This window comes from Pseudomonas sp. AKS31, from assembly GCF_023634765.1.
GTDB lineage: Bacteria > Pseudomonadota > Gammaproteobacteria > Pseudomonadales > Pseudomonadaceae > Aquipseudomonas.
This window is the reverse complement of the sequence record NZ_JAMLFX010000004.1, coordinates 275,195-297,604: the sequence shown is the minus strand read 5'-3', so window position 1 is coordinate 297,604 and position 22,410 is coordinate 275,195. Positions and strand designations below refer to the sequence as shown.

Below are 22,410 nucleotides of genomic sequence, written 5' to 3'. Positions count from 1 at the left end.
AGTGAGTTAACCATCATGGAGAGCCCGAAATGCCCAGCCCACTGCGCCCGGAGCAACGCCGGTTTCCGCTGCATGTGCACATCAGCGTCATGTTCACCTTCCTGTTGCTGCTCACCGGGGTCGTGCTCGGGCTGTTCAATTACCATCAGACCACGCAGATCATCCTCTCGAGCAGCGAAAAGCTGTTCGAACGGATCGAACAGGACGTGCGGCTGGACATGTCCGCGACCTATCAGCCAATCCGCCACCTGCTGAGTTTGCTGGCGGACAACCCCGCCACTCAGGGCACACGCCTTGAACAACGCCTGCCCTTGCTCCGGCCGTTCAGCCAGTCGCTCAGCGACAATCCCAACCTCGCGTCGCTGTACCTGGGTTATGCCAATGGCGACTTTTTCATGGTGCGCCCGCTGCGCAGCGCGGCGCTCAAGACACTGCTCAAGGCCCCTGAAGCGGCGGCGTACCAGGTCTGGAGTATCGAGCATGACCCGCAGGGCACGCTGCACTCGCAATCGCTGTTCTTCGATCAGGCTCTGACGCTGATCAGCCGTCAGGACAACCCCGACGACAGTTACGATCCGCGTAGCCGTGCGTGGTTCAACGATGCCCGTCAACAAGACGAACAGATCACCACCGAGCCCTACGTGTTTTTCTCCACGCACAATGTCGGCACGACGCTGGCTCGCCGCAGTGGCGAGAACGCCGTGATCGGCGCGGACCTGACGCTGGTCGCCCTGTCCGCCGCGCTGAGCAAACATGTCGTCACACCGTCCACCGACATCGCCCTGTTCGATGCCGAAGGCAATGCCGTGGCCTACCCCGACAGCCAGCGCCTGATCGTCGACGGCAGCACCACGCACCTGGCCAAAGCGGCGGATCTGAGTCCGGGCTTGCACGCGCTGCTGTCAGGCCCGAACACCGGCAATCGCCTGAAAGCCGAGGGGCGGCAGTGGATTGTCGCCCGCAGCAGCATTCAGGAAGGAGGGCCGAATGGCTTGCAATTGGCGCTGCTGGTGCCGGAAGACGAGTTATTGGTCGATGCCTACCGCCTGCGCTGGCAAGGCGCGCTGATCACCCTCGCGACCCTGTTGCTGTGCCTGCCGCTGGGCTGGGTAATCTCGCGGGTGCTGGTCAAGCCGCTGCATGCGCTGGTCAAGGAAGCCGACGCGATTCGCAGCTTCGATTTCAATTTTCCGCTGGCACGCCGTTCGCCGGTGCTTGAGGTCGACCAGTTGAGCGTGTCGATGGCACGGATGAAAGACACCCTGGCGAGTTTCTTCCGGATCACTGACACCCTCGGCGCCGAAACCCGTTTCGGCTCCCTGCTGCAGCGGGTGCTGTTCGAAACGGTGCAGATTGCTCAGGCACAGGCGGGGCTGATCTATCTGCGTGAAAGCGACAGCAGCCGCATGGAGCCTTACGGACTGGTGATCGATGGCGCGCCACAGACCCTGAAGGCGTTCGACATTCAGGGCCACGACCTGCAACAGAGCAAAGGTCCGGCATGGTTCAGACAGCTGGTCAGCGCCAACAACGTGGTGAGCAACTTCGGCTTCGAGCAGGCCGGCGATCTGCAGAAAGTCCTGCTGGCGATGCAATCACCGCGTGTCCACCTGATCGGCATCCGCCTGCACAACCGCCACGACGAAACCATCGGCCTGCTGATTCTGCTGGTGAACGACAGCGGCACGGCGGCCGATCTGGAAAAGCTGCGCCCTGATCGCATCGCGTTCCTGCAAGCCGTCTCCGGTGCGGCGGCGGTGAGCATCGAGAGCCAGCGCCTGCAAGCCCGCCAGAAGCAATTGCTCGATGCCTTCATTCAATTGCTCGCCGGCGCGATTGACGCCAAGAGCCCGTACACCGGCGGCCATTGTCAGCGCGTGCCAGAGCTGACGCTGATGCTCGCCCAGGCGGCAGCGGCCAGTCAGGCACCGGCGTTCAGTGCCTACCAACCGAGCGAGGATGAATGGGAAGCCCTGCATATCGCGGCGTGGCTGCACGACTGCGGCAAGGTGACGACGCCGGAATACGTGGTCGATAAGGCGACCAAACTGGAAACCATCAACGACCGCATCCACGAGATCCGCACGCGTTTCGAAGTGCTCAAGCGTGATGCCTGGATCAGCTATTGGCAGGCGCGCGCCTTGGGGGGCGATGAGACAGCATTGGCCGAACTGCGCGACGCCACACTGACGGCGCTGGACGACGATTTTGCGTTCGTCGCGCGCTGCAATCTGGGCAGTGAAGCGATGGCTGAAGCGGATTTGCGACGGCTTGATCATCTGGCGCAACGGACCTGGCTGCGCACCCTTGATGACCGCCTGGGCGTATCCTGGGAAGAGAACCGGCGTCAGGCGCGCACGCCGGCGCCGAGTTTGCCGATCAGTGAAAAGCTATTGGCGGACAAGCCCGAACACCTGCTCGAACGCGACCCGAACGAGTTGATCCCCGAAGACAATCCATGGGGCTTCAAACTGGATGTGCCGCGCCACAAATACAATCGCGGCGAGCTGTACAACCTGAGCATCAGCCGTGGCACCCTGACCCGCGAGGAGCGTTACGTGATCAACCACCACATGGTGCAGACGATCATGATGCTCAGCCACCTGCCCTTCCCCGGCCACCTCGACAGCATTGCCGAAATCGCCGGCGGTCATCATGAAAAAATGGACGGCACCGGTTACCCGAAACGCCTGAAGCGTGAGGAGATGAGCCTGCCGGCGCGGATGATGGCGATTGCCGATATCTTTGAGGCGCTGACTGCGGCCGATCGCCCGTACAAGAAAGCCAAAACCCTGAGCGAGGCCCTGGCGATCATGGCCACCATGTGCCGCGAGTCGCACATCGATGCGCCGCTGTTTGGATTGTTCATCAACGAAGGCGTTTACCTGCAGTACGCCGAGCGCTTTCTCGATCCTGTGCAGATCGACAGCGTGGATCCGGCCAGCCTGTTGCAAAAGGCTGGCCTCACTGCGTGATCAGCAGTCGGTCAGACGCAGGAAAATCGCCGCCAGTTGCTCGATACCGGCCTGATCCTGCACGCCGAAACGCGAAAGTTTCGGGCTGTCGAGGTCGAGTACACCGATCAGGCGACCGTCCTTGACCAACGGCACGACCAGCTCGCTGTTCGAGGCGCTGTCACAGGCGATATGCCCCGGGAACGTGTGCACGTCTTCAACCCGCTGGGTTTGCAGAGTGGCCGCCGCCGCACCGCACACACCACGGCCAAACGGAATACGCACGCAGGCGATCTGCCCCTGGAACGGACCAAGCACCAGCTCTTCGTTACGATTGAGGTAAAAACCCGCCCAGTTCAGGTCCTCGAGCTGGTTAAACAGGAATGCCGAAAACTGCGCGGCGTTGGCGATGAAATCGCGCTCGTCCGCCAGCAGCGATTCCAGTTGTGCGGCCAACATGCCGTAGCCTTCGAGGCCCTGGCCGCTTTGTTGCAAATCAATCATGCCTTGTGCTCCAACAATTTCAGTCCCACCCAATAACGGGCGAATTGGTACGCGCAACGTCCATTGCGATTACCGCGGCCGGTGGCCCAACGCACGGCGAGGATGTCCAGTTCTTCGTCACGCTGCCAGCTCAGACCGGCCTTGGCCGCCAATTGGCCGATCCAGTGCTCGACGACGTTAAGGAAGTGTTCTTGAGTAAACGGGTAGAACGACAGCCACAGACCGAAACGGTCCGACAGCGCGATCTTGTCTTCAACGGCTTCGCTGGGGTGCAGTTCGCCGTCGACGCGTTTCCAGTTTTCGTTATCGCTCTCCTTTTCCGGCACCAGGTGGCGGCGGTTGGAGGTGGCGTACAGCAAGACGTTGTCCGGGGCCTGCTCGAGCGAGCCGTCGAGTACGCTTTTGAGGACGCGATAATCGCCTTCACCGGATTCGAACGACAAGTCATCGCAAAACAGCACGAAGCGTTGTGGCAGTTTGCCGATCTGCTCGACCACCCGTGGCAGATCCGCCAGATGATCGCGCTCGATCTCGATCAGGCGCAGGCCGGCGGCGGCGTGTTCCGCCAGCAAGGCCCGCACCAGCGAAGACTTGCCGGTACCGCGCGAACCCCAGAGCAACGCGTGGTTGGCCGGCATGCCATCAAGAAACTGTTGGGTGTTGCGCCCCAGTTGTTCGAGCTGACGGTCAACACCGATCAGGTCAGACAGGCGCATGTCGAGGCTGACTTCCAGCGGCAGCAGATAGCCGCTGCGCCCGTCGCGCTGCCAACGCGCCGCCAGACAAGTGCCCCAGTCGATCGCCGGCCGTGGTGCCGGCAACAACGGTTCAATCCGCGCCAGAACCGACTCGGCGCGTTCAAGAAAAGCATTCAATCGGGAATCCACGTCTTCTCCTCGGGCACGTTCACAGTGATGATGGCGATACTGCGACGACACACAGATAAAAATCACCCTACCAAGCCTTGTTACAAGGCGATTCGGGAACCTCGGTATCCATACATGATCGACTATGCTTGAGCAGCGAAGGGAAACGGAAGTGGTTCAACACCCCATGGATATCAAATTCACCCACCGGCTGTCTTACAAGCAAGCCAGGCTTACCGTGCTGGTCGGGTTCATTCTGGGCACGCTGCTCAGCCTGCTGCAAATCGGCATCGATTATGCCAGTGAAGACGCCTCCATCAACCGTGAAATCCTGTCATTGCTGGAAATCAGCCATAACCCGGCCTCACGGATCGCCTACAACATCGACGCCGAACTGGCGCAGGAACTGACTCTGGGCCTGTTGCGCTCACCGGCGATCATTTCTGCGCAACTGATCGACAACAACAATACGGTGCTGGCCAGCGTCAAACGTCCGGAACTGCAAAGCGGCTATCGAGTGATCAGCGACTTCCTGTTCGGCGCCAAGCGCCAATTCGAAGACCGTCTGTATCTGGATCATCTGCCCAATGAATCGCTGGGCGTGTTAAGCCTCGAGGTCGACACCTATGCCTTCGGCAGCCGCTTCCTGCGCCGCGCCGAGGTGACCCTGCTCAACGGGTTCGCGCGCAGCCTGATTCTCACCGGCATCCTGTTGGCGCTGTTCTACGTGATGCTGACCAAACCGCTGGTGCGGGTGATCCGCGAACTCAGCGGGCGCGACCCGCGCAGCGCCGAGCCAACCACGCTGGAATGCCCGTCCGGCCATGGCAATGATGAAATCGGCGTGCTGGTCAAAGTCGCCAATCAACAATTCGAGAACATTGCCACCGAGATCCAGCAGCGACGCAACGCCGAAAACCGCCTGACCGACTACCTCGGGCAACTGGAAAACATCGTCTCGGCGCGCACTGCCGAACTCAAGGCAATCAACGCCCGGCTCAGTCAGTCCAACCAGGAACTCGAAGTCGCGCGCAGCACCGCCCTGGAAATGGCCGAGGCCCGCTCGGCGTTCCTCGCCAACATGAGCCACGAGATCCGCACGCCGCTCAACGGCTTGTTAGGGATGATCGCGCTGTCACTCGACGGCCCGTTGAATGCCGAACAGCAGCAACAACTGTCGATCGCCCACGACTCGGGCAAAGTGCTGGTCGAATTGCTCAACGATATTCTCGACCTGTCGAAATTCGATGCGGGGCAACTGGAGCTTGAGCACATTCCGTTCGACCTGGGCTCGTTGATCGAAGACACCGCCAACCTGCTGTCGCAGAACGCCGCGCCGAGCGTCGAGCTGACCTGCCTGATCGATCCGCACTTCCCGGCTTTGGTGCTGGGCGATCCCACCCGCGTGCGGCAGATCGTCAGCAACCTGTTGTCCAACGCCCTGAAGTTCACCCGGTTCGGTCGGGTGGATGTGCGCTTGTCGACCTACAAGGAAGGCGTGCGCATTGAGGTCTGCGACACCGGCATCGGCATCGCCCAGGATGCGCAGTTGAAGATCTTCCAGCCGTTCACTCAGGCGGGCGCCGGCATTACTCGTCAGTACGGCGGCACCGGACTGGGGCTGGCGCTGACCTACAACCTTTGCGAAGCCATGCAGGGGCGCCTGACCATCAGTTCCGAGACCGGGTTCGGCAGTCAGTTCTGTGCCGAGCTGCCACTGCCGTGTCATACCCGCGCACTGGTGCCGGCACCGCTGCCCGGCAAAATCCTCGCCATCACCGCTGCCAGCAGTGGACTGGCGGAACTGTTGCAGAGCCTGCTGCCGGTCTGGGGACTGACGTATGAGCAGCGCACCATCGACGACTCGCTGCTGGGCCTGACGCCGGACGTGGTGATCACCGATTGTCCGGAGTGTCTGTTCGGCTTGCGCCCGACCCTCGGTGCGCCGATTTTGCTGGTGACCGCCTACGGCAGTTTCCTGCCCAGCGAAGAAGCGGCCGCGCTGGCGCCCTTGCAGCAACAGGCACGACCGTTGGCGCGTAATGCGCTCTACCAGAACCTGCGGCGCACCCTGCAACCGGATGTGGTCGCCATTAACGATGCACAGCTCGAAACATCCCCCTCGGTAAGGCGCGGGCGGGTGTTGCTGGTCGAGGACAATCCGGTCAATCAACTGGTGGCCAAAGGCATGCTCGGCAAACTGGGCTGCGAAGTCATCGTCGCCGCCCATGGTGCCGAAGCGCTGGATCAGTTGGAGTATCACGAATTCGATCTGGTGCTGATGGACTGCAACATGCCGGTGATGGACGGTTACGAAGCCAGCCGGCAGATCCGTCAGAGCGGGCGCTGGCCGCAGCTGCCGATTGTCGCCCTGACCGCCAATGCGATGTCCGAGGAGCGCGAACGCTGCCGCGCAGCCGGCATGAGCGACTATCTGGCCAAGCCGTTCCGCCGCGAAGAACTGGCGGCCTTGCTCGATCAGTGGATCCCGACTACGACAGCGCCTTGATCTGCCCCAACAAATGATCAAGGCCGTCACGCAATTCATTGAGGCGATCCAGATCCACCCCGCTGTCGCACAGCAGTCGGGCCTTGAGCGGCCCGACCTGCTCGCGCAAGGCCTGGCCTGCCGATGTCAGGCTCAGGTGCACTTCGCGCTCGTCACGCGTTGAACGCTGGCGCTGCACCCATTGCAACTGCTCCAGGCGCTTGAGCAACGGTGTCAGCGTGCCAGAGTCGAGTGCCAGGCGCTCGCCCAACGCCTTGACCGTCGGATGCTCCGGCGCTGAGTCCTGCCATTCCCACAACACCAGCATCGCCAGATATTGCGGGTACGTCAGGCCGAGCTGATCGAGCATCGGCTTGTAGGCACGAATCACCGCCCGGGAGGCGGCGTAGAGCTTGAAGCACAACTGGTTGTCGAGCTTCAGCGAATCGACCGGCAAGCTGTTCATTTGAGCAGGGCTTCGATCTCGCCGCTCAGCTCCTGCGGCTTGGTGGTCGGGGCAAAACGCTTGACCAGTTTTCCGTCCTTGCCAATCAGGAACTTGGTGAAGTTCCACTTGATGCCCTGGGAGCCAAGCAGGCCCGGCGCGCGTTTTTTCAGCTGTACGAATAGCGGATGCGCATCGGCACCGTTAACGTCGATCTTCTTGAACAGAGGGAAGCTGACACCGAAGTTCAGCTCGCAGAACTCACTGATTGCCCCTTCGTTACCCGGCTCCTGCTTGCCGAACTGATTGCACGGGAAGCCCAGAACCACCAGGCCCTGATCCTTGTAGGTCTGCCACAGTTCTTCGAGTCCTTTGTATTGCGGGGTGAAACCGCATTTGCTGGCGGTGTTGACCACCAGCACCGCTTTGCCGGCGAAATCGGCCAGGGTCTTTTGCTCACCTTTGATCGTGGTGCATGGGATATTCAGCAGGTTGTCGCTCATGGTCGGCACTCTGAAATCAGGAAGAAGAGAAAAACATAGCGAGCAATTGAATTGCGTGCAATTTAATTTTTGAAAAACAAGGCGACCCGAAGGTCGCCTTCATTCGTTTATGCGCGTGGAACCAGGTCCAGGCACACCGAATTGATGCAATAGCGCAGGCCGGTCGGCGGCGGGCCGTCGGGGAATACGTGACCCAGATGCGCATCACAGCGCGCGCACTTCACTTCCGTACGGATCATGCCGTGGCTGGTGTCACGGATTTCAGTCATCGCGCTTTCACCAATTGGCGCGTAGAAGCTCGGCCAGCCGCAGCCGGAGTCGAATTTGGTCGTGGAATCGAACAGCGGCTCATTACAGCAGACGCAGTGGTAGACACCGGCGGTCTTGGTGTCGTTGTATTTGCCGGAGAACGGGCGCTCGGTCGCACTCAGACGACAAACGTTGTATTGCTCGGGGTCGAGCATCGCCCGCCATTCTTCCAGGGTTTTTTCCAACTTTTCCATCATCACACCTCAGCGGCTGAAAAAGCCCGATCTGTACCTTTTCCACGGATCGGGCGGCACGTATGATTGCGCCTCGTCACGCACCAGTCTGGCAGCCAGACCGGGCGCATTCAAACGGATTATGGGAGCCACGGCTCAAGACGTCCGCCTGTGTGAAGACGCAGGAATCCCAGTACGGTTGTCCACCCGCCGCCTGGATCGTTCATTTTCGGGATCACATCGCCATGCAGTTCAGCAAATCGAACAAGCTCGCCAACGTCTGCTACGACATTCGCGGCCCGGTGCTCAAGCACGCCAAACGACTGGAAGAGGAAGGCCAGCGCATCCTCAAGCTGAACATCGGCAACCCGGCGCCGTTTGGTTTCGAAGCACCGGACGAAATTCTTCAGGATGTGATCCGCAACCTGCCGACCGCGCAAGGCTACAGCGACTCCAAAGGCCTGTTCAGCGCGCGCAAGGCGGTGATGCAGTACTACCAGCAGAAGAATGTTGAAGGTGTCGGCATCGAAGACATCTACCTGGGCAACGGCGTTTCCGAACTGATCGTGATGTCGCTACAGGCGCTGCTCAACAACGGCGACGAAGTGCTCGTGCCGGCCCCGGACTATCCGCTGTGGACTGCTGCTGTCAGCCTCGCCGGCGGTAACGCCGTGCATTACCTGTGCGACGAAGGGGCCGACTGGTTCCCCGATCTGGCCGACATCAAGGCCAAGATCACCCCGAACACCAAAGCGATGGTGATCATCAACCCGAACAACCCGACCGGCGCGGTGTATTCGAAGGAAGTGTTGCTGGGCATGCTGGAAATCGCCCGTGCGCACAACCTGGTGGTGTTCTCCGACGAAATCTACGACAAGATCCTGTACGACGATGCCGTGCACATCTGCACCGCGTCACTGGCCCCGGACCTGCTGTGCCTGACCTTCAACGGCCTGTCGAAGTCGTACCGTGTGGCGGGTTTCCGCTCCGGCTGGATCGCCATTTCCGGGCCCAAGCACAATGCCCAGAGCTACATCGAAGGCATCGACATGCTGGCCAACATGCGCCTGTGCGCCAACGTGCCGAGCCAGCATGCGATCCAGACCGCATTGGGCGGCTACCAGAGCATCAACGACCTGGTGCTGCCACAGGGTCGTCTGCTGGAACAACGCAACCGCACCTGGGAATTGCTCAACGACATTCCGGGCGTGAGCTGCGTCAAGCCGATGGGCGCGCTGTATGCGTTCCCGAAAATCGATCCGAAGGTCTGCCCGATCCACAACGACGAGAAATTTGTCCTCGACCTGCTGCTCTCCGAGAAGCTGCTGGTCGTCCAGGGCACGGCGTTCAACTGGCCCTGGCCGGATCACTTCCGCGTGGTCACCCTGCCCCGCGTCGACGATCTGGAAATGGCCATCGGCCGTATTGGCAACTTCCTCAAGTCCTACCGCCAGTAACTGGCCAGCAGTGCGCAACGGCCAAACGTTGCGCACTGTCTGATTCAGCAACACTTCTGCGTTCCGCGTCCGCGCACGCCTTCTACACTTGCGATTCGTACCGTTTACCTGCGTCCAGCGTAATGGCGACGGGTCGCGGCTGGTCGTCATCCCTATCGTTATCTGTCGTGGGAAATGTGCCGGGCACCGAAGAATCCGCTGTAGGACACAGTTTGAAATAGTCACTCAGTTGAATAGCCCGGTGCGGCACCTTATATACCCCGCAGTACGCTACATCTTTAGCTTGAGGAGATTTCTACAACCATGATGCGCATCCTGCTGTTTTTGGCCACTAACCTGGCGGTCGTGCTGATAGCCAGCATCACCCTGAGCCTTTTCGGCTTCAACGGGTTCATGGCGGCCAACGGGGTTGATCTCGACCTTAGTCAGCTGCTGGTTTTCTGTGCAGTCTTTGGTTTCGCCGGCTCGCTGTTCTCGCTGTTCATCTCCAAGTGGATGGCGAAGATGAGCACTGGCACCCAGATCATCAGCCAGCCACGTACCCGGCATGAGCAATGGCTGCTGCAAACCGTCGAGCAACTGTCCCGCGAAGCCGGGATCAAGATGCCCGAAGTCGGTATTTTCCCGGCCTACGAAGCAAACGCCTTCGCCACCGGCTGGAACAAGAACGACGCGCTGGTCGCGGTCAGTCAGGGCCTGCTCGAGCGTTTTTCGCCCGATGAAGTGAAAGCCGTGCTGGCCCACGAAATCGGTCACGTCGCCAACGGCGACATGGTCACGCTGGCGCTGATTCAGGGCGTGGTGAACACCTTCGTGATGTTCTTTGCGCGGATCATCGGCAACTTCGTCGACAAGGTCATTTTCAAGAACGAAGAAGGCCAGGGCATCGCCTACTACGTGGCGACCATCTTCGCTGAACTGGTACTGGGCATCCTGGCCAGTGCGATCGTCATGTGGTTCTCGCGCAAGCGCGAATTCCGTGCCGACGAAGCCGGCGCCCGCCTGGCTGGCACCAGCGCGATGATCGGCGCACTGCAACGTCTGCGCGCCGAACAGGGCCTGCCGGTGCACATGCCGGACACCCTCAACGCCTTTGGCATCAACGGTGGCATCAAACAAGGCTTTGCCCGCATGTTCATGAGCCACCCGCCGCTGGAAGAGCGTATCGACGCCCTGCGTCGTCGCGGTTGATACAACCGGCGTAATCATGAAAAAGGCCCTGCAGTGATGCGGGGCCTTTTTTTGCCTTGATTAATTGGTTGTTCCTGATGCCCCCATCGCTGGCACTATTGGCACAGAACTATTGGCTGGAAACCCGGTAAACCCGCTCCTCAAGGCGCGTCACACCCGCCTGCAAGAATTTCCAGCTCTCCCCCAGCACATCCTGCTGTTCCAGCACCTGCACCTGCCAGGCACCACTCAGCAACCGCTGCACCTCATCATCCCCCACCGCGAACGGCGGCCCCGGCATCTGCGCCTGATCGTAATCCAGCGTAATCAACAACCCGTGCATACCCTGCGGCAGAATCTGCTGAAGATGCGCCGCATAGCGCTCACGCATCGGCGCCGGCAAGGCGATCAGCGCGGCGCGGTCATAAAAAGCGGCGCAAGCGGCCACATCGCTGGCCGTCAGCGCAAAGAAATCGCCGCACCACAATTCGATGGTGTCACCACGGTAAACCTTGAATGCGCCCCTCTCACTGATCTGCGGCTGAATCTGATGCTCACTGAAAAAGTCCTCGATGGCCTTTTCCGATAGCTCGATACCGAGCACCTGATGACCGCACCCGGCCAGCCACGCCAGATCAAGACTTTTCCCGCACAGAGGCACGAGCACCCGCGCGGTTGTCGGCAGCCCCAACCCGGGCCAATGCCGCTGTAAATTCGGGTTTACCTCAGGCAGATGGAAACCAATCTGCCCCGAAGCCCACTTTTTGTGCCAAAACTCCGGCTGCATGCATCACTCCCAATAATTCGATCAAAAAGCGTTAAAACTTATATTAGATTTAGATCAATAATCTGACCGAAGATGAAGCCATCTTAACGCTCAGGAACCCATCATGTTGCCCAGCCTGTTCATTTCCCATGGTTCACCCATGCTGGCACTGGAGCCCGGCGCCAGCGGCCCGGCACTGGCACGCCTGGCCGCCGAATTACCGAAACCCAAAGCCATTGTCATCGTCTCCGCGCACTGGGAAAGCCACGAACTGCTGGTCAGCAGCCATGCGCAACCGGAAACGTGGCACGACTTCGGCGGGTTCCCCCGGGCGCTGTTTGAAGTGCAATACCCGGCGCCAGGTGCTCCGCAACTGGCTGCCGAAATCGCCGAATTGTTGCAAGCCGCGCATTTGCCGGCACATCTCGACCCGCAACGTCCCTTCGATCATGGTGTTTGGGTGCCGTTGTCGCTGATGTATCCGCAGGCGGATATTCCGGTGGTGCAAGTCTCACTGCCGAGTCGCGGCGGCCCGGCGCTGCAAACCCGTGTCGGGCAAGCGCTGGCGAATTTGCGCGATCAGGGCATTTTGCTGATCGGCTCCGGCAGCATCACCCACAACCTGCGCGAACTGGATTGGCACGCTGGCCCTGAAATTGTTGAGCCGTGGGCGCGGGATTTCCGTGACTGGGTGATCGAGAAACTGGCGGCCGACGATGAGGCGGCGCTGCATGACTATCGCCGGCAGGCGCCGAATGCGCTGCGCAGCCATCCGAGTGATGAGCATTTGTTGCCGCTGTATTTTGCCCGGGGTGCGGGCGGTGAGTTCAGCGTGGCGCATCAGGGTTTCACGATGGGTGCGCTGGGTATGGATATTTATCGCTTCGGCTAGAAGCAAAAGCAAAAGATCGCAGCCTTCGGCAGCTCCTGCAGGTGAACAGATTCCAACATGTAGGAGCTGCCGCAGGCTGCGATCTTTTGATCTTGAAAAGCAGGCAAAAAAATCCCCGAACCAGTCGGGGATTTTTTTATGTTCGATCAATCAGCCCAAGGGCAGATCAATCTTCGCGGTAGCGACGCAGTTTCAGCTGCTTACCGGCAACGCGAGTGTCCTTCAGTTTGGTCAGGAGTTTGTCCAGACCATCTTCCGGCAGCTCGACGAGGCTGAAGCTGTCACGCACCTGGATGCGACCGATCGCTTCACGGGCCAGACCGCCTTCGTTGAGGATGGCGCCCAGCAGGTTCTTCGCAGCGATACCATCACGCGCGCCCAGCGCGGTACGGCAACGAGCACGGCCTTCGCCCAAAGGCATTGGCGCGCGACGCTCGCGGTCACCACGATCAGGACGATCACCGGAACGCTCAGGACGGTCGCCACGCGGTGCGTTGTTCGGCACCAGTGGACGTTCCTTCTCGATCGCCGCCAGGTTCAGCGCTTGACCGTTGGTGGCTTTGCGCAGCAGCGCAGCAGCCAGAGCACGCGGGGTGCAACCGATGTCCGCAGTCAGACGATCGAGCAGCTCACCGTGAGTCGATTCGGCATCAGCGACCAGCGGCGACAGGCTGTTGGTCAGTTTCTTGATGCGCGCATCGAGAACGGCCTGAGCGTCCGGCAGACGGACTTCAGCGACTTTCTGACCGGTGACACGCTCGATCACTTGCAGCATGCGGCGCTCACGTGGAGTCACCAGCAGCAGTGCACGGCCTTCGCGACCGGCACGGCCGGTACGGCCGATACGGTGAACGTAGGATTCCGGATCGTACGGCATGTCAACGTTGAACACGTGAGTGATGCGCGGAACGTCCAGACCACGGGCAGCAACGTCGGTCGCAACAACGATGTCCAGACGGCCATCTTTCAGCGAATCGATAACGCGCTCACGCTGGTTCTGGGCGATGTCACCGTTCAGCGCCGCGGCTTTGTAGCCTTTGGCGTCGAGGGCGCTGGCCAGATCCAGGGTCGCTTGCTTGGTGCGCACGAACATGATCAGAGCGTCGAAGTCTTCCACTTCCAGCAAGCTGAGAACGGCCGAAGTCTTCTGGTCAGCGTGAACCAACAGGTGAGCCTGTTCGATCGCGGTAACGGTCTGGGTCTTGGTCTGGATCTTCACGTGTTGCGGATCGCGCAGGTGGCGTTCGGCAATGGCGCGGATCGACTGCGGCAGGGTAGCCGAGAACAAAACAGTCTGACGGGTCGCTGGCAGAGCCTTGAAGATGACTTCCAGGTCATCCATGAAGCCCAGCTTCAACATTTCGTCAGCTTCGTCGAGAACCAGATGGTTCACGGTCGACAGAACTTTTTCGTCGCGACGCAGGTGGTCGCACAGACGGCCCGGAGTGGCGACAACGATCTGTGCGCCATTACGGATTGCTTTCAGTTGTGGGCCCATAGGCGCGCCGCCGTAAACGGCCACAACGGTAACGCCCGGCATTTGCTTGGCGTAGGTTTCGAAAGCGGTTGCTACTTGCAGCGCCAACTCACGAGTTGGCGCCAGGATCAGGGCTTGCGGTTCGCGCTTGGCAGGATCGATGCGGTGCAGAATAGGCAGTGCGAACGCGGCGGTTTTACCGGTACCGGTTTGCGCTTGGCCAATCATGTCCTGGCCGGCCATGATGATCGGGATCGATTGCTGCTGAATCGCCGAAGGCTCTTCGTAGCCGGTCGCTGCGACGGCTGCAAGAATATTCGGGTTAAGATTAAAAGCGGCGAATCCGCCGGTTTCCTGGGTCATGGGTCTGCCTCTAAGTGCATCCGCAAAGACCCATGCTCCAAAGCTGCGCATGCCGTGTTGAGACTCAAGAGTCGCCCTGGCAGCTTTGTCGGCGGGGATTTGCGAAAACGAATGAATGAAAAAAAGAATCGTCCGGGAAGAGCCCGCTATGCGGACGTGCAGCCGAAGCTGACTTCGGGAAATTGCGCTACCTAAACGCGGCCCGGTTAAAGGCCGGCGCGCACTATACCGGATTTTGCCCAAAAAGGGAGCTTTTTTTATCGTCAAAATACCTGTGTCACCGCTGTGTAACGGGGTTTTGCGGATAATCGCGCCAAGGTCTATTTTTCAAAGGCCCGGCCCTGCGGGCGATGACGCTAAAACGATTCATCGACGTGCGGCATACCGTCGCTGCACCCGCCCTTCCCGCCCGAGGATTTCGCCATGAATCAGCCCTGCCCCGGCCGCGTCAGCCATGAACGTCGCGGTCATGTCCACTTGATTGGTCTCGATCGAGCGGCCAAACGCAATGCGTTCGACCTCGACCTGCTCAACGAGCTGAGCCTGGCCTACGGCGAGTTCGAGGCGGACAGCGAGGCGCGGGTGGCGGTGGTGTTCGGCCACGGCGAACACTTCACCGCCGGTCTGGATCTGGTGAATGCCAGCACCGCCCTAGCCGAAGGCTGGCAGGTTCCGACCGGCGGTTGCGATCCGTGGGGTGTTTTCGTCGGGCCACGGGTGAGCAAACCGGTGATTGTCGCCGCGCAGGGCTATTGCCTGACCATTGGCATCGAGCTGATGCTGGCAGCGGATATCAACCTGTGTGCGAGCAATACCCGCTTCGCACAAATGGAAGTGCAGCGTGGGATCTTTCCTTTTGGGGGCGCGACTTTACGTTTTCATCAGGTGGCGGGATGGGGCAATGCGATGCGCTGGTTGCTCACCGGCGATGAGTTTGATGCCCACGATGCATTGCATCTGGGGTTGGTGCAGGAAGTGATGGCCAGTGAAGACCTGTTGCCAAGGGCGATCGAATTGGCCGAACGGATTGCCCGACAGGCGCCGCTGGGGGTGCAGGCGACGTTGATGTCGGCGCGGCAGGCGCGGTATGAGGGTGAGACAGCGGCAGCGCAGGGACTACCGGCGCTGGTGAAGAAGTTACTGGCCAGTGAGGATGCCAAGGAAGGGGTGCGCTCGTTGGTGGAGCGGCGGCCTGGCATATTCAAGGGGATCTGAGAATTATGGCGCCTGTCGGGGCGCCATCGCTGGCAAGCCAGCTCCCACAATGACCGAGTCGTTCAGACATTTTGCGTACGGCACGAACCCTGTGGGAGCTGGCTTGCCAGCGAAGGGGCCATCACAGATGCCTCAGGTCGCCGGGCGAATGCTGTTGATCAACGACTGCAACGAATACCCCAACCGTGGCGCCAGTGCCTCGGCCCGGGCGGTCAGCGCCTGCATGTCCAGCGCCTGATCGAGGTCCGCCGGCACAATCAGAATCACATTGCCCTCCTTCACCGGCAGCTCCCAGTAATGCCGATGATAGAGCCCTCGCAACAACGCGGCCCCCAACGGTTTGCCGTCATCGGTGGCCCACTGATTGATCACCAGCCAGCCCCCCGGATTCAAACGCTTCTGGCAGTCGCCGAGAAAACTCCAGGCCAGATGCCCGACGCCCGGACCGACATCGGTATACAGGTCGACAAAAATCAGATCCGCCGGCTCCGCCGTCGGCAGCAACTCCAGCGCATCGCCAACACGGATGTATAGCCGTGGATCATCGTCCAGCCCAAGGTATTCGATGGCCAAACGCGGCACATCCGGACGCAGTTCAATGGCCTCGACGTCTTCCAGCGACAGAAACTTGAGGCAGGCCTGGGTCAATGTACCGGCGCCGAGCCCGAGAAACAGCGCGCTTTCCGGCTGCTCATGGCACAACGCACCGATCAGCATCGCCCGCGTGTAATCGTATTCGAGCCAGCTCGGGTCTGCGGTGAACACGCAGCTCTGCTCGATCGCATCGCCGAACTCCAGAAAGCGGTAATCGGCCACTTCCAGCACGCGAATCACGCCGAACTCATCCTGTACTTCGGCGAGCAGATGCTCGACGCGCTCCTCAGTCATTTCGTCTCCTGATGGTCACCGGGCGCGGTGACGCGATGGCACCGCTGTAGCGCCGTGGCAAAGCGGCGATTGTCGGCGATGGGGCAGGAGCAGGTCACGCACTAATTGCTGCTACCATGGGCTTCCCGTGCGTAGAACCAATTAGAGACCGTGATGAGCCAACCGTGGAGCCCTGACAGCTGGCGCGCCCTGCCGATCCAGCAACAACCCCAATACCCTGACGCTGCGCATCTGCGCCAGGTCGAGCAAACCCTGGCCAGTTATCCGCCACTGGTGTTTGCCGGTGAGGCGCGCGAGCTGCGCCGGCAGTTTGCCGAAGTGACCCAGGGCCGGGCATTCCTGCTGCAGGGCGGCGATTGCGCGGAAAGCTTTGCCGAATTCTCTGCGGCAAAGATTCGCGACACCTTCAAAGTGTTGCTGCAAATGGCGATCGTCATGACCTTCGCCGCCGGCTGCCCGGTGGTCAAGGTCGGGCGCATGGCCGGTCAGTTCGCCAAGCCACGCTCGGCCAACGATGAAACCATCGGTGGCGTGACGCTGCCGGCCTACCGGGGCGACATCGTCAACGGCATCGGCTTCGACGAAAAGAGCCGCGCGCCGGATCCGGAGCGCCTGCTGCAGTCCTATCACCAGTCCACCGCGACGCTGAACCTGCTGCGCGCCTTCGCCCAAGGCGGTTTTGCCGACCTGCATCAGGTGCACAAGTGGAACCTGGACTTCATCGCCAACTCGGCGCTGGCAGAAAAATACAGTCATCTCGCCGACCGCATCGATGAAACCCTGGCGTTCATGCGCGCCTGCGGCATGGACAGCTCGCCGCAACTGCGCGAAACCAGTTTCTTCACCGCCCACGAAGCGCTGCTGCTGAACTACGAAGAAGCCTTCGTGCGTCGCGACAGCCTGACCAACGATTACTACGATTGCTCGGCGCACATGCTGTGGATCGGCGACCGCACTCGTCAGCTCGACGGCGCGCATGTCGAATTCCTGCGCGGGGTAAACAACCCGATTGGCGTGAAAGTCGGCCCGAGCATGGACCCCGATGACCTGATCCGCCTGATCGACGTACTCAACCCGGACAACGATCCGGGGCGCCTCAACCTGATTGCGCGGATGGGCGCAAACAAGGTCGGCGATCACCTGCCGGCGCTGATCCGCGCGGTGCAGCGCGAAGGCAAGCAAGTGCTGTGGAGCTCCGACCCGATGCACGGCAACACCATCAAGGCGAGCAGCGGCTACAAGACCCGCGACTTTGCACAGATCCTTGGCGAGGTGAAGCAGTTCTTCCAGGTGCATGAAGCAGAAGGCAGTTATGCCGGCGGCATTCACATCGAGATGACCGGGCAGAATGTCACTGAGTGCATCGGTGGCGCGCGGCCGATTACTGAAGACGGGTTGTCGGACCGCTATCACACGCATTGTGATCCACGGATGAATGCCGATCAGTCGCTGGAGCTGGCGTTTCTGATTGCCGAAACCCTGAAGCAGGTTCGCCGCTAAGATTCGACATCTTTATCGCTTTAACTGGTCTCATCGCTGGCAAGCCAGGCTCCCACAGTGATCGCGTCGATCACAAAATATATGTACGACGCACACACTGTGGGAGCCTGGCTTGCCAGCGATGGCGTCAGGTCAGTCGCCCCCAATCTGCGCCAATGCCACCCGCAACCGCGCCGCACTCTCGCGCTGACAATTCAACTGCACCCGCGCAAGCCCCAACCAGTCCGCCATCTGCCGCAAATTCAGCGCCAGCGCCAGCATCCCCTGCTCATCCAGCCCCGGCTCTTCCTCATGCAGCGCATGCACCGCCAACCGCCCTGCCGCCCGTTCGGCGCGCAAATCGACCCGCGCGGCAATCCGCTCGTTGTGCAAGAACGGCAACACGTAATAGCCGTAAACCCGTTTGTCCTGGGGCGTATAAATCTCCAGCCGGTAACGGAAATCGAATAAACGCTCGGTGCGATTGCGCTCCCAGATCAACGAATCGAATGGCGACAACAGCGCACTGGCCATGACCTTGCGCGGGACGCTCGGCGCCGGCAGGCAATAAGCTATTTGCCGCCAACCGGCGACTTCGCACATCTGCAACTGCCCGGCCTCGACCAGTTCCGCCAGACGTGGCCGTGCATCCGCCGGGTTCAGGCGAAAGTAATCACGCAGGTCTTTTTCAGTACCGACACCCAAGGCCTGTGCCGCGTGCAGCAGCAAGCCACGCTGCGCTTCGGCCTCATCCGGCAACGCTTGTTGCAGAATCGAGGAGGGAATCACCCGCTCAGGCAAATCATACAAACGCTCAAAACCACGCCGCCCGGCCACCGTCACTTCGCCTGCCGCGAACAGCCACTCCAACGCATGCTTTTCCGCGCTCCAGTCCCACCATGGCCCAGCCTTGTCTTCACGGGTCGAGAGGCTGCCGGCGCCCAACGCACCCTGCTCTTCAACGGAACTCAAGACCCGACGCACCACGTCCTGCTGCTCGCGACCGAATCTGGCCAGCTGCTGGTAAATATCCTCGCCACGCCTGGCCCGTTGCATGCGCCAGCCCAGCAACGGATACATCGACATCGGTAGCAACGAGGCTTCGTGCCCCCAGTATTCGAACAGCGTGCGACGACTCCCCGAACTCCAGGCAGCCTGGTCGAGCAATTCAGAGGGATAGGAACCCAAGCGGGAAAACAGCGGCAGGTAGTGCGAGCGCACCACAGCGTTGACAGAGTCAATTTGCAGCAGGCCCAGCCGTTCGATCAGCCGGTTGACGTGCGGCGCCTTGACGGTTGGCGGCTGGCGCCCGTTGAACCCTTGGGCAGCCAGCGCCAGTCGTCGCGCCTGTTTGAGGGAAAAGGCCAGAGTCGCGGGCATGAGCATCTCCTTGTCTGCTCGCAACCTACCTCACCGGAAGTTGGTTTGTGTAGCGCTCTGCTCATCATTTATGCATCGGGTCATCCCAGAACGGCCGCACGGCCTCGTGCTCGACGTCGGCACGACTGACGCCGATGTCCTTCAACGCCTCGTCGCTCAGACTGGCGAGCAACTCGCGTTCACGGTGCAGTTCGTACCAGCGGCTAAACTTGTGCAGCAGGTCGGAAACGATATGGCCGTGGCCGGAAAATTTTGCGTCATCTACATACTCTCTTTGACCTTTCATCGTGTTGCCTCCTTTTGTGGATGGCTCAAGTCTCGCGCCGGCGCTAAGATCAATCCAACGAATGTTTCTGATGGCATGCATCACGGAGATTCATCAATTGTCGGCCTACCCCAGTATCGATACCGATGTCCTGCGCACCTTCGTCGCCATCGCTGATCAGGGCGGTTTCACCCGCGCCGGCGAAATGGTCAACCGCACACAGTCGGCGGTGAGCATGCAGATGAAGCGTCTGGAAGAGGACGTGTTGCAGCGGCAGTTGTTCGAGCGCGACGGACGCCAGGTGCGCCTGACCGCTGAAGGCCAGGTGCTGCTCGGATACGCGCGGCGCATCCTCAAGCTGCACAGTGAAGTGTTCAACACCTTGCGCGAGCCGCACATGGTCGGCACCGTGCGCATCGGCACGCCGGATGACTACGTGATGCGTTTTCTGCCGGGGATCCTGTCGCGGTTCGCGCAGTTCTATCCGCTGATCCAGATCGAAGTGCATTGCGAATCGACCAAACAACTGTTGCAGCGCACTGATCTGGATTTGTCGATCGTCACCCGCGAGCCGGGCAACGAGATCGGCCAGTTGCTGCGCAAGGAGCGTTTTGTCTGGGCCGAGGCGCAGAATTTCAGCGCCCACGAACAAACGCCACTGCCTCTGGCGATGTTCAACAGTGATTGTTTCTGCCGTTTGTGGGCGTGTAACGCGCTGGATGCGATGGGTCGCGATTACCGCATTGCCTACAACAGCACCAGCCTCTCGGCGCTGATGGCGGTGGTGAGCGCGGGTCTGGCGATCACTGCGCAACTGGAAAGCCTGATCACCCCGGACATGCGCATTCTCGGCGCCGCCGAAGATTTGCCGCTGCTGCCCGAGGCCAGCATCATGCTGATCCGCAACCTGAACAATCCGTCGCCGATCACCGAGTGCCTGGCCGAGCACATCGTCGAAGGCTTCAAACTTTAAACGCGAGCATCACCGCACACAGCACCAGGAAACCGCAGAACAGCCAGCGCAGGCGTTTTTCCGGCATGGCGTGGGCGACTTTCACCCCCCAACTGATGCTCGCCAGACCACCGATGGCCAACGGCAGGCCGATCATCCAGTCCACTTCGTGATGCACCGCGTAGGTGACCAAGGTCACGCCGGTGCTGGGCAAAGCCAGCGCCAGCGACAAGCCCTGAGCGACCACTTGCGTGGTGCCGAACAGGCTGGTCAGCACCGGCGTCGCGACCACCGCACCGCCGACACCGAACAATCCGCCCATGGTCCCGGACGCCGCGCCAAGCACGCCGAGCCATGGCCAGGAATAACGCATTTCGGAAGTCGCAGCAGGTGGCTTGCCGAACATCTTCAGCAAGTTGTACGCCGAGAGCGCCACCAGAAACGCGACAAAGCCGATGCGCATGGTTTGCGCATCAATGCCCACCGCCCAGATCGAACCGATCCACGCAAAACAAAAGCCCATCACCGCCAGGGGCAGCGCATGCCGCAGTTCGATGCGATTGCGTTGGTGATAGCGCCACAGCGCCAGCATCACGTTGGGTACCACCATGACCAGCGCCGTGCCTTGGGCAATCTGCTGATCGAGGCCAAACCAGACACCGAGCAACGGGATAGCAATCAAACCGCCACCTATGCCGAATATGCCGCCGAGTGTGCCAAGGGCGGCGCCGAACAGCAGGTACAACAAAAACTCCATCACAGCCGAATTCCTCTCGCGTCAGGCGCTTCATCCTACGCAGTCGTGGCTGGCGGGGAAACGCACAGCAACGCACAATGGCTATGCCGATTTCGCACAAGCGTTGAGCCGATATGAATCCCAATCAATTAACCGAGCAACTCGGACTTTTTCTCGATGTGCTGGAGAGTGGCAGTTTTTCCGCCGCCTCGCGCCGTCATCCGTTGACACCTTCGGCCGTCGCGCGACGCATCGACAGCCTGGAAAGCGCCGTCGGCAGCCAGTTGTTTATACGCAGTACCCACGCTGTACGAGCAACACCCGCCGGTCTGGCGTTTGCCGAACGTGCCCGGCGCATAGTCGCCGAGTTGCAACTGGCGCGGGCTGAAGCCGTGTCCCTGAGTAGCGCGCCGGAAGGCTTGATCCGCATTGATGCACCCGCCGCGTTCGGGCGCCGGCATCTGGCGCCGGTGATCGCGGACTTTCTCGTCCTCTACCCGGGATTGGATGTGCAATTGCACTTGATCGACAGTTTCGTCGACATGGGCGGCTCGAACCTGGGCAAAGTCGATCTGGTGCTGCGGGCCGGGCAAATGGCTGACACGCGACTGGTGGCCACGCCTTTGGCGAGTATGGTGCGCATTGCCTGCGCCAGTCCTGACTATCTCAAACGCCGGGGCGTGCCCGGCAGTCCGGCGCAACTTGGCGAACATGACGGCCTGGACTGGGAGGGCCTCGCCCCGCCCTTCGCCTGGCGGTTCGAGCAAGACGGCCAGATGCACTTGCACCGCCCGGCACGCATCCGCATGAGCGCCAACAATGCCGAAGCCTTGGTCTTCGGGGCTTTGGCGGGATTAGGGGTTGCGCACTTGCCGACCTGGCTGGCGAGCGAATACCTGCTGCGCGGGGAGCTGGTCCCGCTGTTCTGCGACAACGGCCTGCCGGCACCGGAATCCACCGGCATCTACGCGCTACGCATGGAACAGCAAACCAACTCGCGCAGCCGCTTGTTGCTTGAATACCTCAAGACTCGTTTCAGTCCGGTGCCGCCGTGGGATCTGGCGCTGCAACGGGATCTGGGTCGGCATTAGATCCGGAGAATTATCTGGCGCATTAAAGATTCGAGCG

20 protein-coding genes are annotated in these 22,410 nt (G+C 60.6%); 9 read left to right on the top strand and 11 right to left on the bottom strand.

Annotated features, from left to right (window positions below):
- The first annotated feature begins 29 nt into the window (after positions 1 to 29).
- Positions 30 to 2,975, top strand: a complete 2,946-nt coding sequence (locus M9827_RS15670) for an HD domain-containing phosphohydrolase (protein WP_250606101.1) — start codon at positions 30 to 32, stop codon at positions 2,973 to 2,975.
- On the opposite strand, the gene msrC is transcribed toward M9827_RS15670, so the two are convergent.
- Both msrC and M9827_RS15660 read right to left on the bottom strand, forming a co-directional pair.
- Positions 2,976 to 3,458: a free L-methionine (R)-S-oxide reductase MsrC gene (msrC, locus tag M9827_RS15665; protein WP_250606100.1), complete on the bottom strand. Its 483-nt coding sequence runs from the start codon at positions 3,456 to 3,458 to the stop codon at positions 2,976 to 2,978. It abuts the gene before it with no gap.
- Positions 3,455 to 4,345 (bottom strand): ATP-binding protein, encoded by an 891-nt coding sequence (locus tag M9827_RS15660; protein WP_250606099.1) that lies wholly within the window; start codon positions 4,343 to 4,345, stop codon positions 3,455 to 3,457. The genes msrC and M9827_RS15660 overlap by 4 nt, the downstream gene beginning before the upstream one ends.
- A 166-nt stretch (positions 4,346 to 4,511) precedes the next feature.
- Here M9827_RS15660 and M9827_RS15655 point away from each other — a divergent pair, with 166 nt between their 5' ends.
- Entirely contained in the window at positions 4,512 to 6,833 is a 2,322-nt protein-coding gene (locus M9827_RS15655) for a hybrid sensor histidine kinase/response regulator (RefSeq protein WP_250606098.1), read from the top strand.
- On the opposite strand, the gene M9827_RS15650 is transcribed toward M9827_RS15655, so the two are convergent.
- The 3 genes from M9827_RS15650 to msrB form a co-directional block, all read right to left on the bottom strand.
- Positions 6,817 to 7,278 (bottom strand): MarR family winged helix-turn-helix transcriptional regulator, encoded by a 462-nt coding sequence (locus M9827_RS15650; RefSeq protein ID WP_250606097.1) that lies wholly within the window; start codon positions 7,276 to 7,278, stop codon positions 6,817 to 6,819. The genes M9827_RS15655 and M9827_RS15650 overlap by 17 nt on opposite strands.
- Positions 7,275 to 7,760: a glutathione peroxidase gene (locus M9827_RS15645; protein ID WP_007908624.1), complete on the bottom strand. Its 486-nt coding sequence runs from the start codon at positions 7,758 to 7,760 to the stop codon at positions 7,275 to 7,277. The genes M9827_RS15650 and M9827_RS15645 overlap by 4 nt, the downstream gene beginning before the upstream one ends.
- 107 nt (positions 7,761 to 7,867) lie before the next feature.
- Positions 7,868 to 8,263, bottom strand: coding sequence for a peptide-methionine (R)-S-oxide reductase MsrB (gene msrB, locus M9827_RS15640; protein WP_250606096.1), 396 nt, complete (start codon positions 8,261 to 8,263; stop codon positions 7,868 to 7,870).
- 224 nt (positions 8,264 to 8,487) lie between these two features.
- Here msrB and M9827_RS15635 point away from each other — a divergent pair, with 224 nt between their 5' ends.
- Positions 8,488 to 9,699 carry a pyridoxal phosphate-dependent aminotransferase gene (locus tag M9827_RS15635; protein ID WP_007908620.1) on the top strand — a complete coding sequence of 404 codons (1,212 nt, stop codon included), beginning with the start codon at positions 8,488 to 8,490 and terminating at the stop codon, positions 9,697 to 9,699.
- Between the two features lie 303 nt (positions 9,700 to 10,002).
- Positions 10,003 to 10,890, top strand: coding sequence for a protease HtpX (gene htpX / locus M9827_RS15630; RefSeq protein WP_007908619.1), 888 nt, complete (start codon positions 10,003 to 10,005; stop codon positions 10,888 to 10,890).
- A gap of 109 nt (positions 10,891 to 10,999) precedes the next feature.
- On the opposite strand, the gene M9827_RS15625 is transcribed toward htpX, so the two are convergent.
- Positions 11,000 to 11,656, bottom strand: coding sequence for a thiopurine S-methyltransferase (locus tag M9827_RS15625; RefSeq protein ID WP_250606095.1), 657 nt, complete (start codon positions 11,654 to 11,656; stop codon positions 11,000 to 11,002).
- Between the two features lie 103 nt (positions 11,657 to 11,759).
- Between M9827_RS15625 and M9827_RS15620 the strand changes: the two genes are divergently transcribed.
- Positions 11,760 to 12,527, top strand: a complete 768-nt coding sequence (locus M9827_RS15620; RefSeq protein WP_250606094.1) for a DODA-type extradiol aromatic ring-opening family dioxygenase — start codon at positions 11,760 to 11,762, stop codon at positions 12,525 to 12,527.
- A gap of 166 nt (positions 12,528 to 12,693) precedes the next feature.
- Here the strand turns inward: M9827_RS15620 and M9827_RS15615 are convergent, their stop codons facing one another.
- On the bottom strand, positions 12,694 to 14,367 hold the full coding sequence (locus tag M9827_RS15615) for a DEAD/DEAH box helicase (protein ID WP_250606093.1): 1,674 nt from the start codon (positions 14,365 to 14,367) through the stop codon (positions 12,694 to 12,696).
- Positions 14,368 to 14,790: 423 nt separating this feature from the next.
- Here M9827_RS15615 and M9827_RS15610 point away from each other — a divergent pair, with 423 nt between their 5' ends.
- Complete coding sequence (locus tag M9827_RS15610; protein WP_250606092.1) at positions 14,791 to 15,582, top strand: crotonase/enoyl-CoA hydratase family protein; 792 nt, start codon at positions 14,791 to 14,793, stop codon at positions 15,580 to 15,582.
- A gap of 132 nt (positions 15,583 to 15,714) precedes the next feature.
- Here M9827_RS15610 and M9827_RS15605 read toward each other — a convergent pair whose 3' ends face one another.
- Positions 15,715 to 16,470 carry a spermidine synthase gene (locus tag M9827_RS15605; protein WP_250606091.1) on the bottom strand — a complete coding sequence of 252 codons (756 nt, stop codon included), beginning with the start codon at positions 16,468 to 16,470 and terminating at the stop codon, positions 15,715 to 15,717.
- Positions 16,471 to 16,623: 153 nt separating this feature from the next.
- Between M9827_RS15605 and M9827_RS15600 the strand changes: the two genes are divergently transcribed.
- Positions 16,624 to 17,970 carry a class II 3-deoxy-7-phosphoheptulonate synthase gene (locus M9827_RS15600; RefSeq protein WP_250606090.1) on the top strand — a complete coding sequence of 449 codons (1,347 nt, stop codon included), beginning with the start codon at positions 16,624 to 16,626 and terminating at the stop codon, positions 17,968 to 17,970.
- A gap of 132 nt (positions 17,971 to 18,102) precedes the next feature.
- On the opposite strand, the gene M9827_RS15595 is transcribed toward M9827_RS15600, so the two are convergent.
- Positions 18,103 to 19,329 (bottom strand): winged helix-turn-helix domain-containing protein, encoded by a 1,227-nt coding sequence (locus M9827_RS15595; protein ID WP_250606089.1) that lies wholly within the window; start codon positions 19,327 to 19,329, stop codon positions 18,103 to 18,105.
- A 64-nt stretch (positions 19,330 to 19,393) separates the two neighbouring features.
- Positions 19,394 to 19,615, bottom strand: coding sequence for a DUF1127 domain-containing protein (locus M9827_RS15590; RefSeq protein ID WP_123453015.1), 222 nt, complete (start codon positions 19,613 to 19,615; stop codon positions 19,394 to 19,396).
- A gap of 97 nt (positions 19,616 to 19,712) precedes the next feature.
- On the opposite strand from M9827_RS15590, the gene M9827_RS15585 reads away from it, so the two are divergent.
- The gene (locus M9827_RS15585; RefSeq protein ID WP_026000633.1) at positions 19,713 to 20,567 is read left to right on the top strand and encodes a LysR substrate-binding domain-containing protein; all 855 of its coding nucleotides are present in this window, start codon (positions 19,713 to 19,715) and stop codon (positions 20,565 to 20,567) included.
- Here the strand turns inward: M9827_RS15585 and M9827_RS15580 are convergent.
- Positions 20,557 to 21,306, bottom strand: a complete 750-nt coding sequence (locus M9827_RS15580) for a sulfite exporter TauE/SafE family protein (RefSeq protein WP_250606088.1) — start codon at positions 21,304 to 21,306, stop codon at positions 20,557 to 20,559. The two genes, M9827_RS15585 and M9827_RS15580, sit on opposite strands and share 11 nt — an antisense overlap.
- A 110-nt stretch (positions 21,307 to 21,416) precedes the next feature.
- Here M9827_RS15580 and M9827_RS15575 point away from each other — a divergent pair, with 110 nt between their 5' ends.
- Entirely contained in the window at positions 21,417 to 22,373 is a 957-nt protein-coding gene (locus M9827_RS15575; protein WP_250606087.1) for a LysR family transcriptional regulator, read from the top strand.
- The last annotated feature ends 37 nt before the right edge of the window (positions 22,374 to 22,410 follow it).

Bases quoted from the DNA above. Each gene is read 5' to 3' on its own strand.
- M9827_RS15670 (WP_250606101.1), top strand. From the start codon at position 30: ATGCCCAGCCCACTGCGCCCGGAGCAACGCCGGTTTCCGCTGCATGTG.
- msrC (WP_250606100.1), bottom strand. From the start codon at position 3,458: ATGATTGATTTGCAACAAAGCGGCCAGGGCCTCGAAGGCTACGGCATG.
- M9827_RS15655 (WP_250606098.1), top strand. From the start codon at position 4,512: ATGGATATCAAATTCACCCACCGGCTGTCTTACAAGCAAGCCAGGCTT.
- M9827_RS15650 (WP_250606097.1), bottom strand. From the start codon at position 7,278: ATGAACAGCTTGCCGGTCGATTCGCTGAAGCTCGACAACCAGTTGTGC.
- M9827_RS15645 (WP_007908624.1), bottom strand. From the start codon at position 7,760: ATGAGCGACAACCTGCTGAATATCCCATGCACCACGATCAAAGGTGAG.
- msrB (WP_250606096.1), bottom strand. From the start codon at position 8,263: ATGGAAAAGTTGGAAAAAACCCTGGAAGAATGGCGGGCGATGCTCGAC.
- M9827_RS15635 (WP_007908620.1), top strand. From the start codon at position 8,488: ATGCAGTTCAGCAAATCGAACAAGCTCGCCAACGTCTGCTACGACATT.
- htpX (WP_007908619.1), top strand. From the start codon at position 10,003: ATGATGCGCATCCTGCTGTTTTTGGCCACTAACCTGGCGGTCGTGCTG.
- M9827_RS15625 (WP_250606095.1), bottom strand. From the start codon at position 11,656: ATGCAGCCGGAGTTTTGGCACAAAAAGTGGGCTTCGGGGCAGATTGGT.
- M9827_RS15620 (WP_250606094.1), top strand. From the start codon at position 11,760: ATGTTGCCCAGCCTGTTCATTTCCCATGGTTCACCCATGCTGGCACTG.
- M9827_RS15615 (WP_250606093.1), bottom strand. From the start codon at position 14,367: ATGACCCAGGAAACCGGCGGATTCGCCGCTTTTAATCTTAACCCGAAT.
- M9827_RS15610 (WP_250606092.1), top strand. From the start codon at position 14,791: ATGAATCAGCCCTGCCCCGGCCGCGTCAGCCATGAACGTCGCGGTCAT.
- M9827_RS15605 (WP_250606091.1), bottom strand. From the start codon at position 16,470: ATGACTGAGGAGCGCGTCGAGCATCTGCTCGCCGAAGTACAGGATGAG.
- M9827_RS15600 (WP_250606090.1), top strand. From the start codon at position 16,624: ATGAGCCAACCGTGGAGCCCTGACAGCTGGCGCGCCCTGCCGATCCAG.
- M9827_RS15595 (WP_250606089.1), bottom strand. From the start codon at position 19,329: ATGCCCGCGACTCTGGCCTTTTCCCTCAAACAGGCGCGACGACTGGCG.
- M9827_RS15590 (WP_123453015.1), bottom strand. From the start codon at position 19,615: ATGAAAGGTCAAAGAGAGTATGTAGATGACGCAAAATTTTCCGGCCAC.
- M9827_RS15575 (WP_250606087.1), top strand. From the start codon at position 21,417: ATGAATCCCAATCAATTAACCGAGCAACTCGGACTTTTTCTCGATGTG.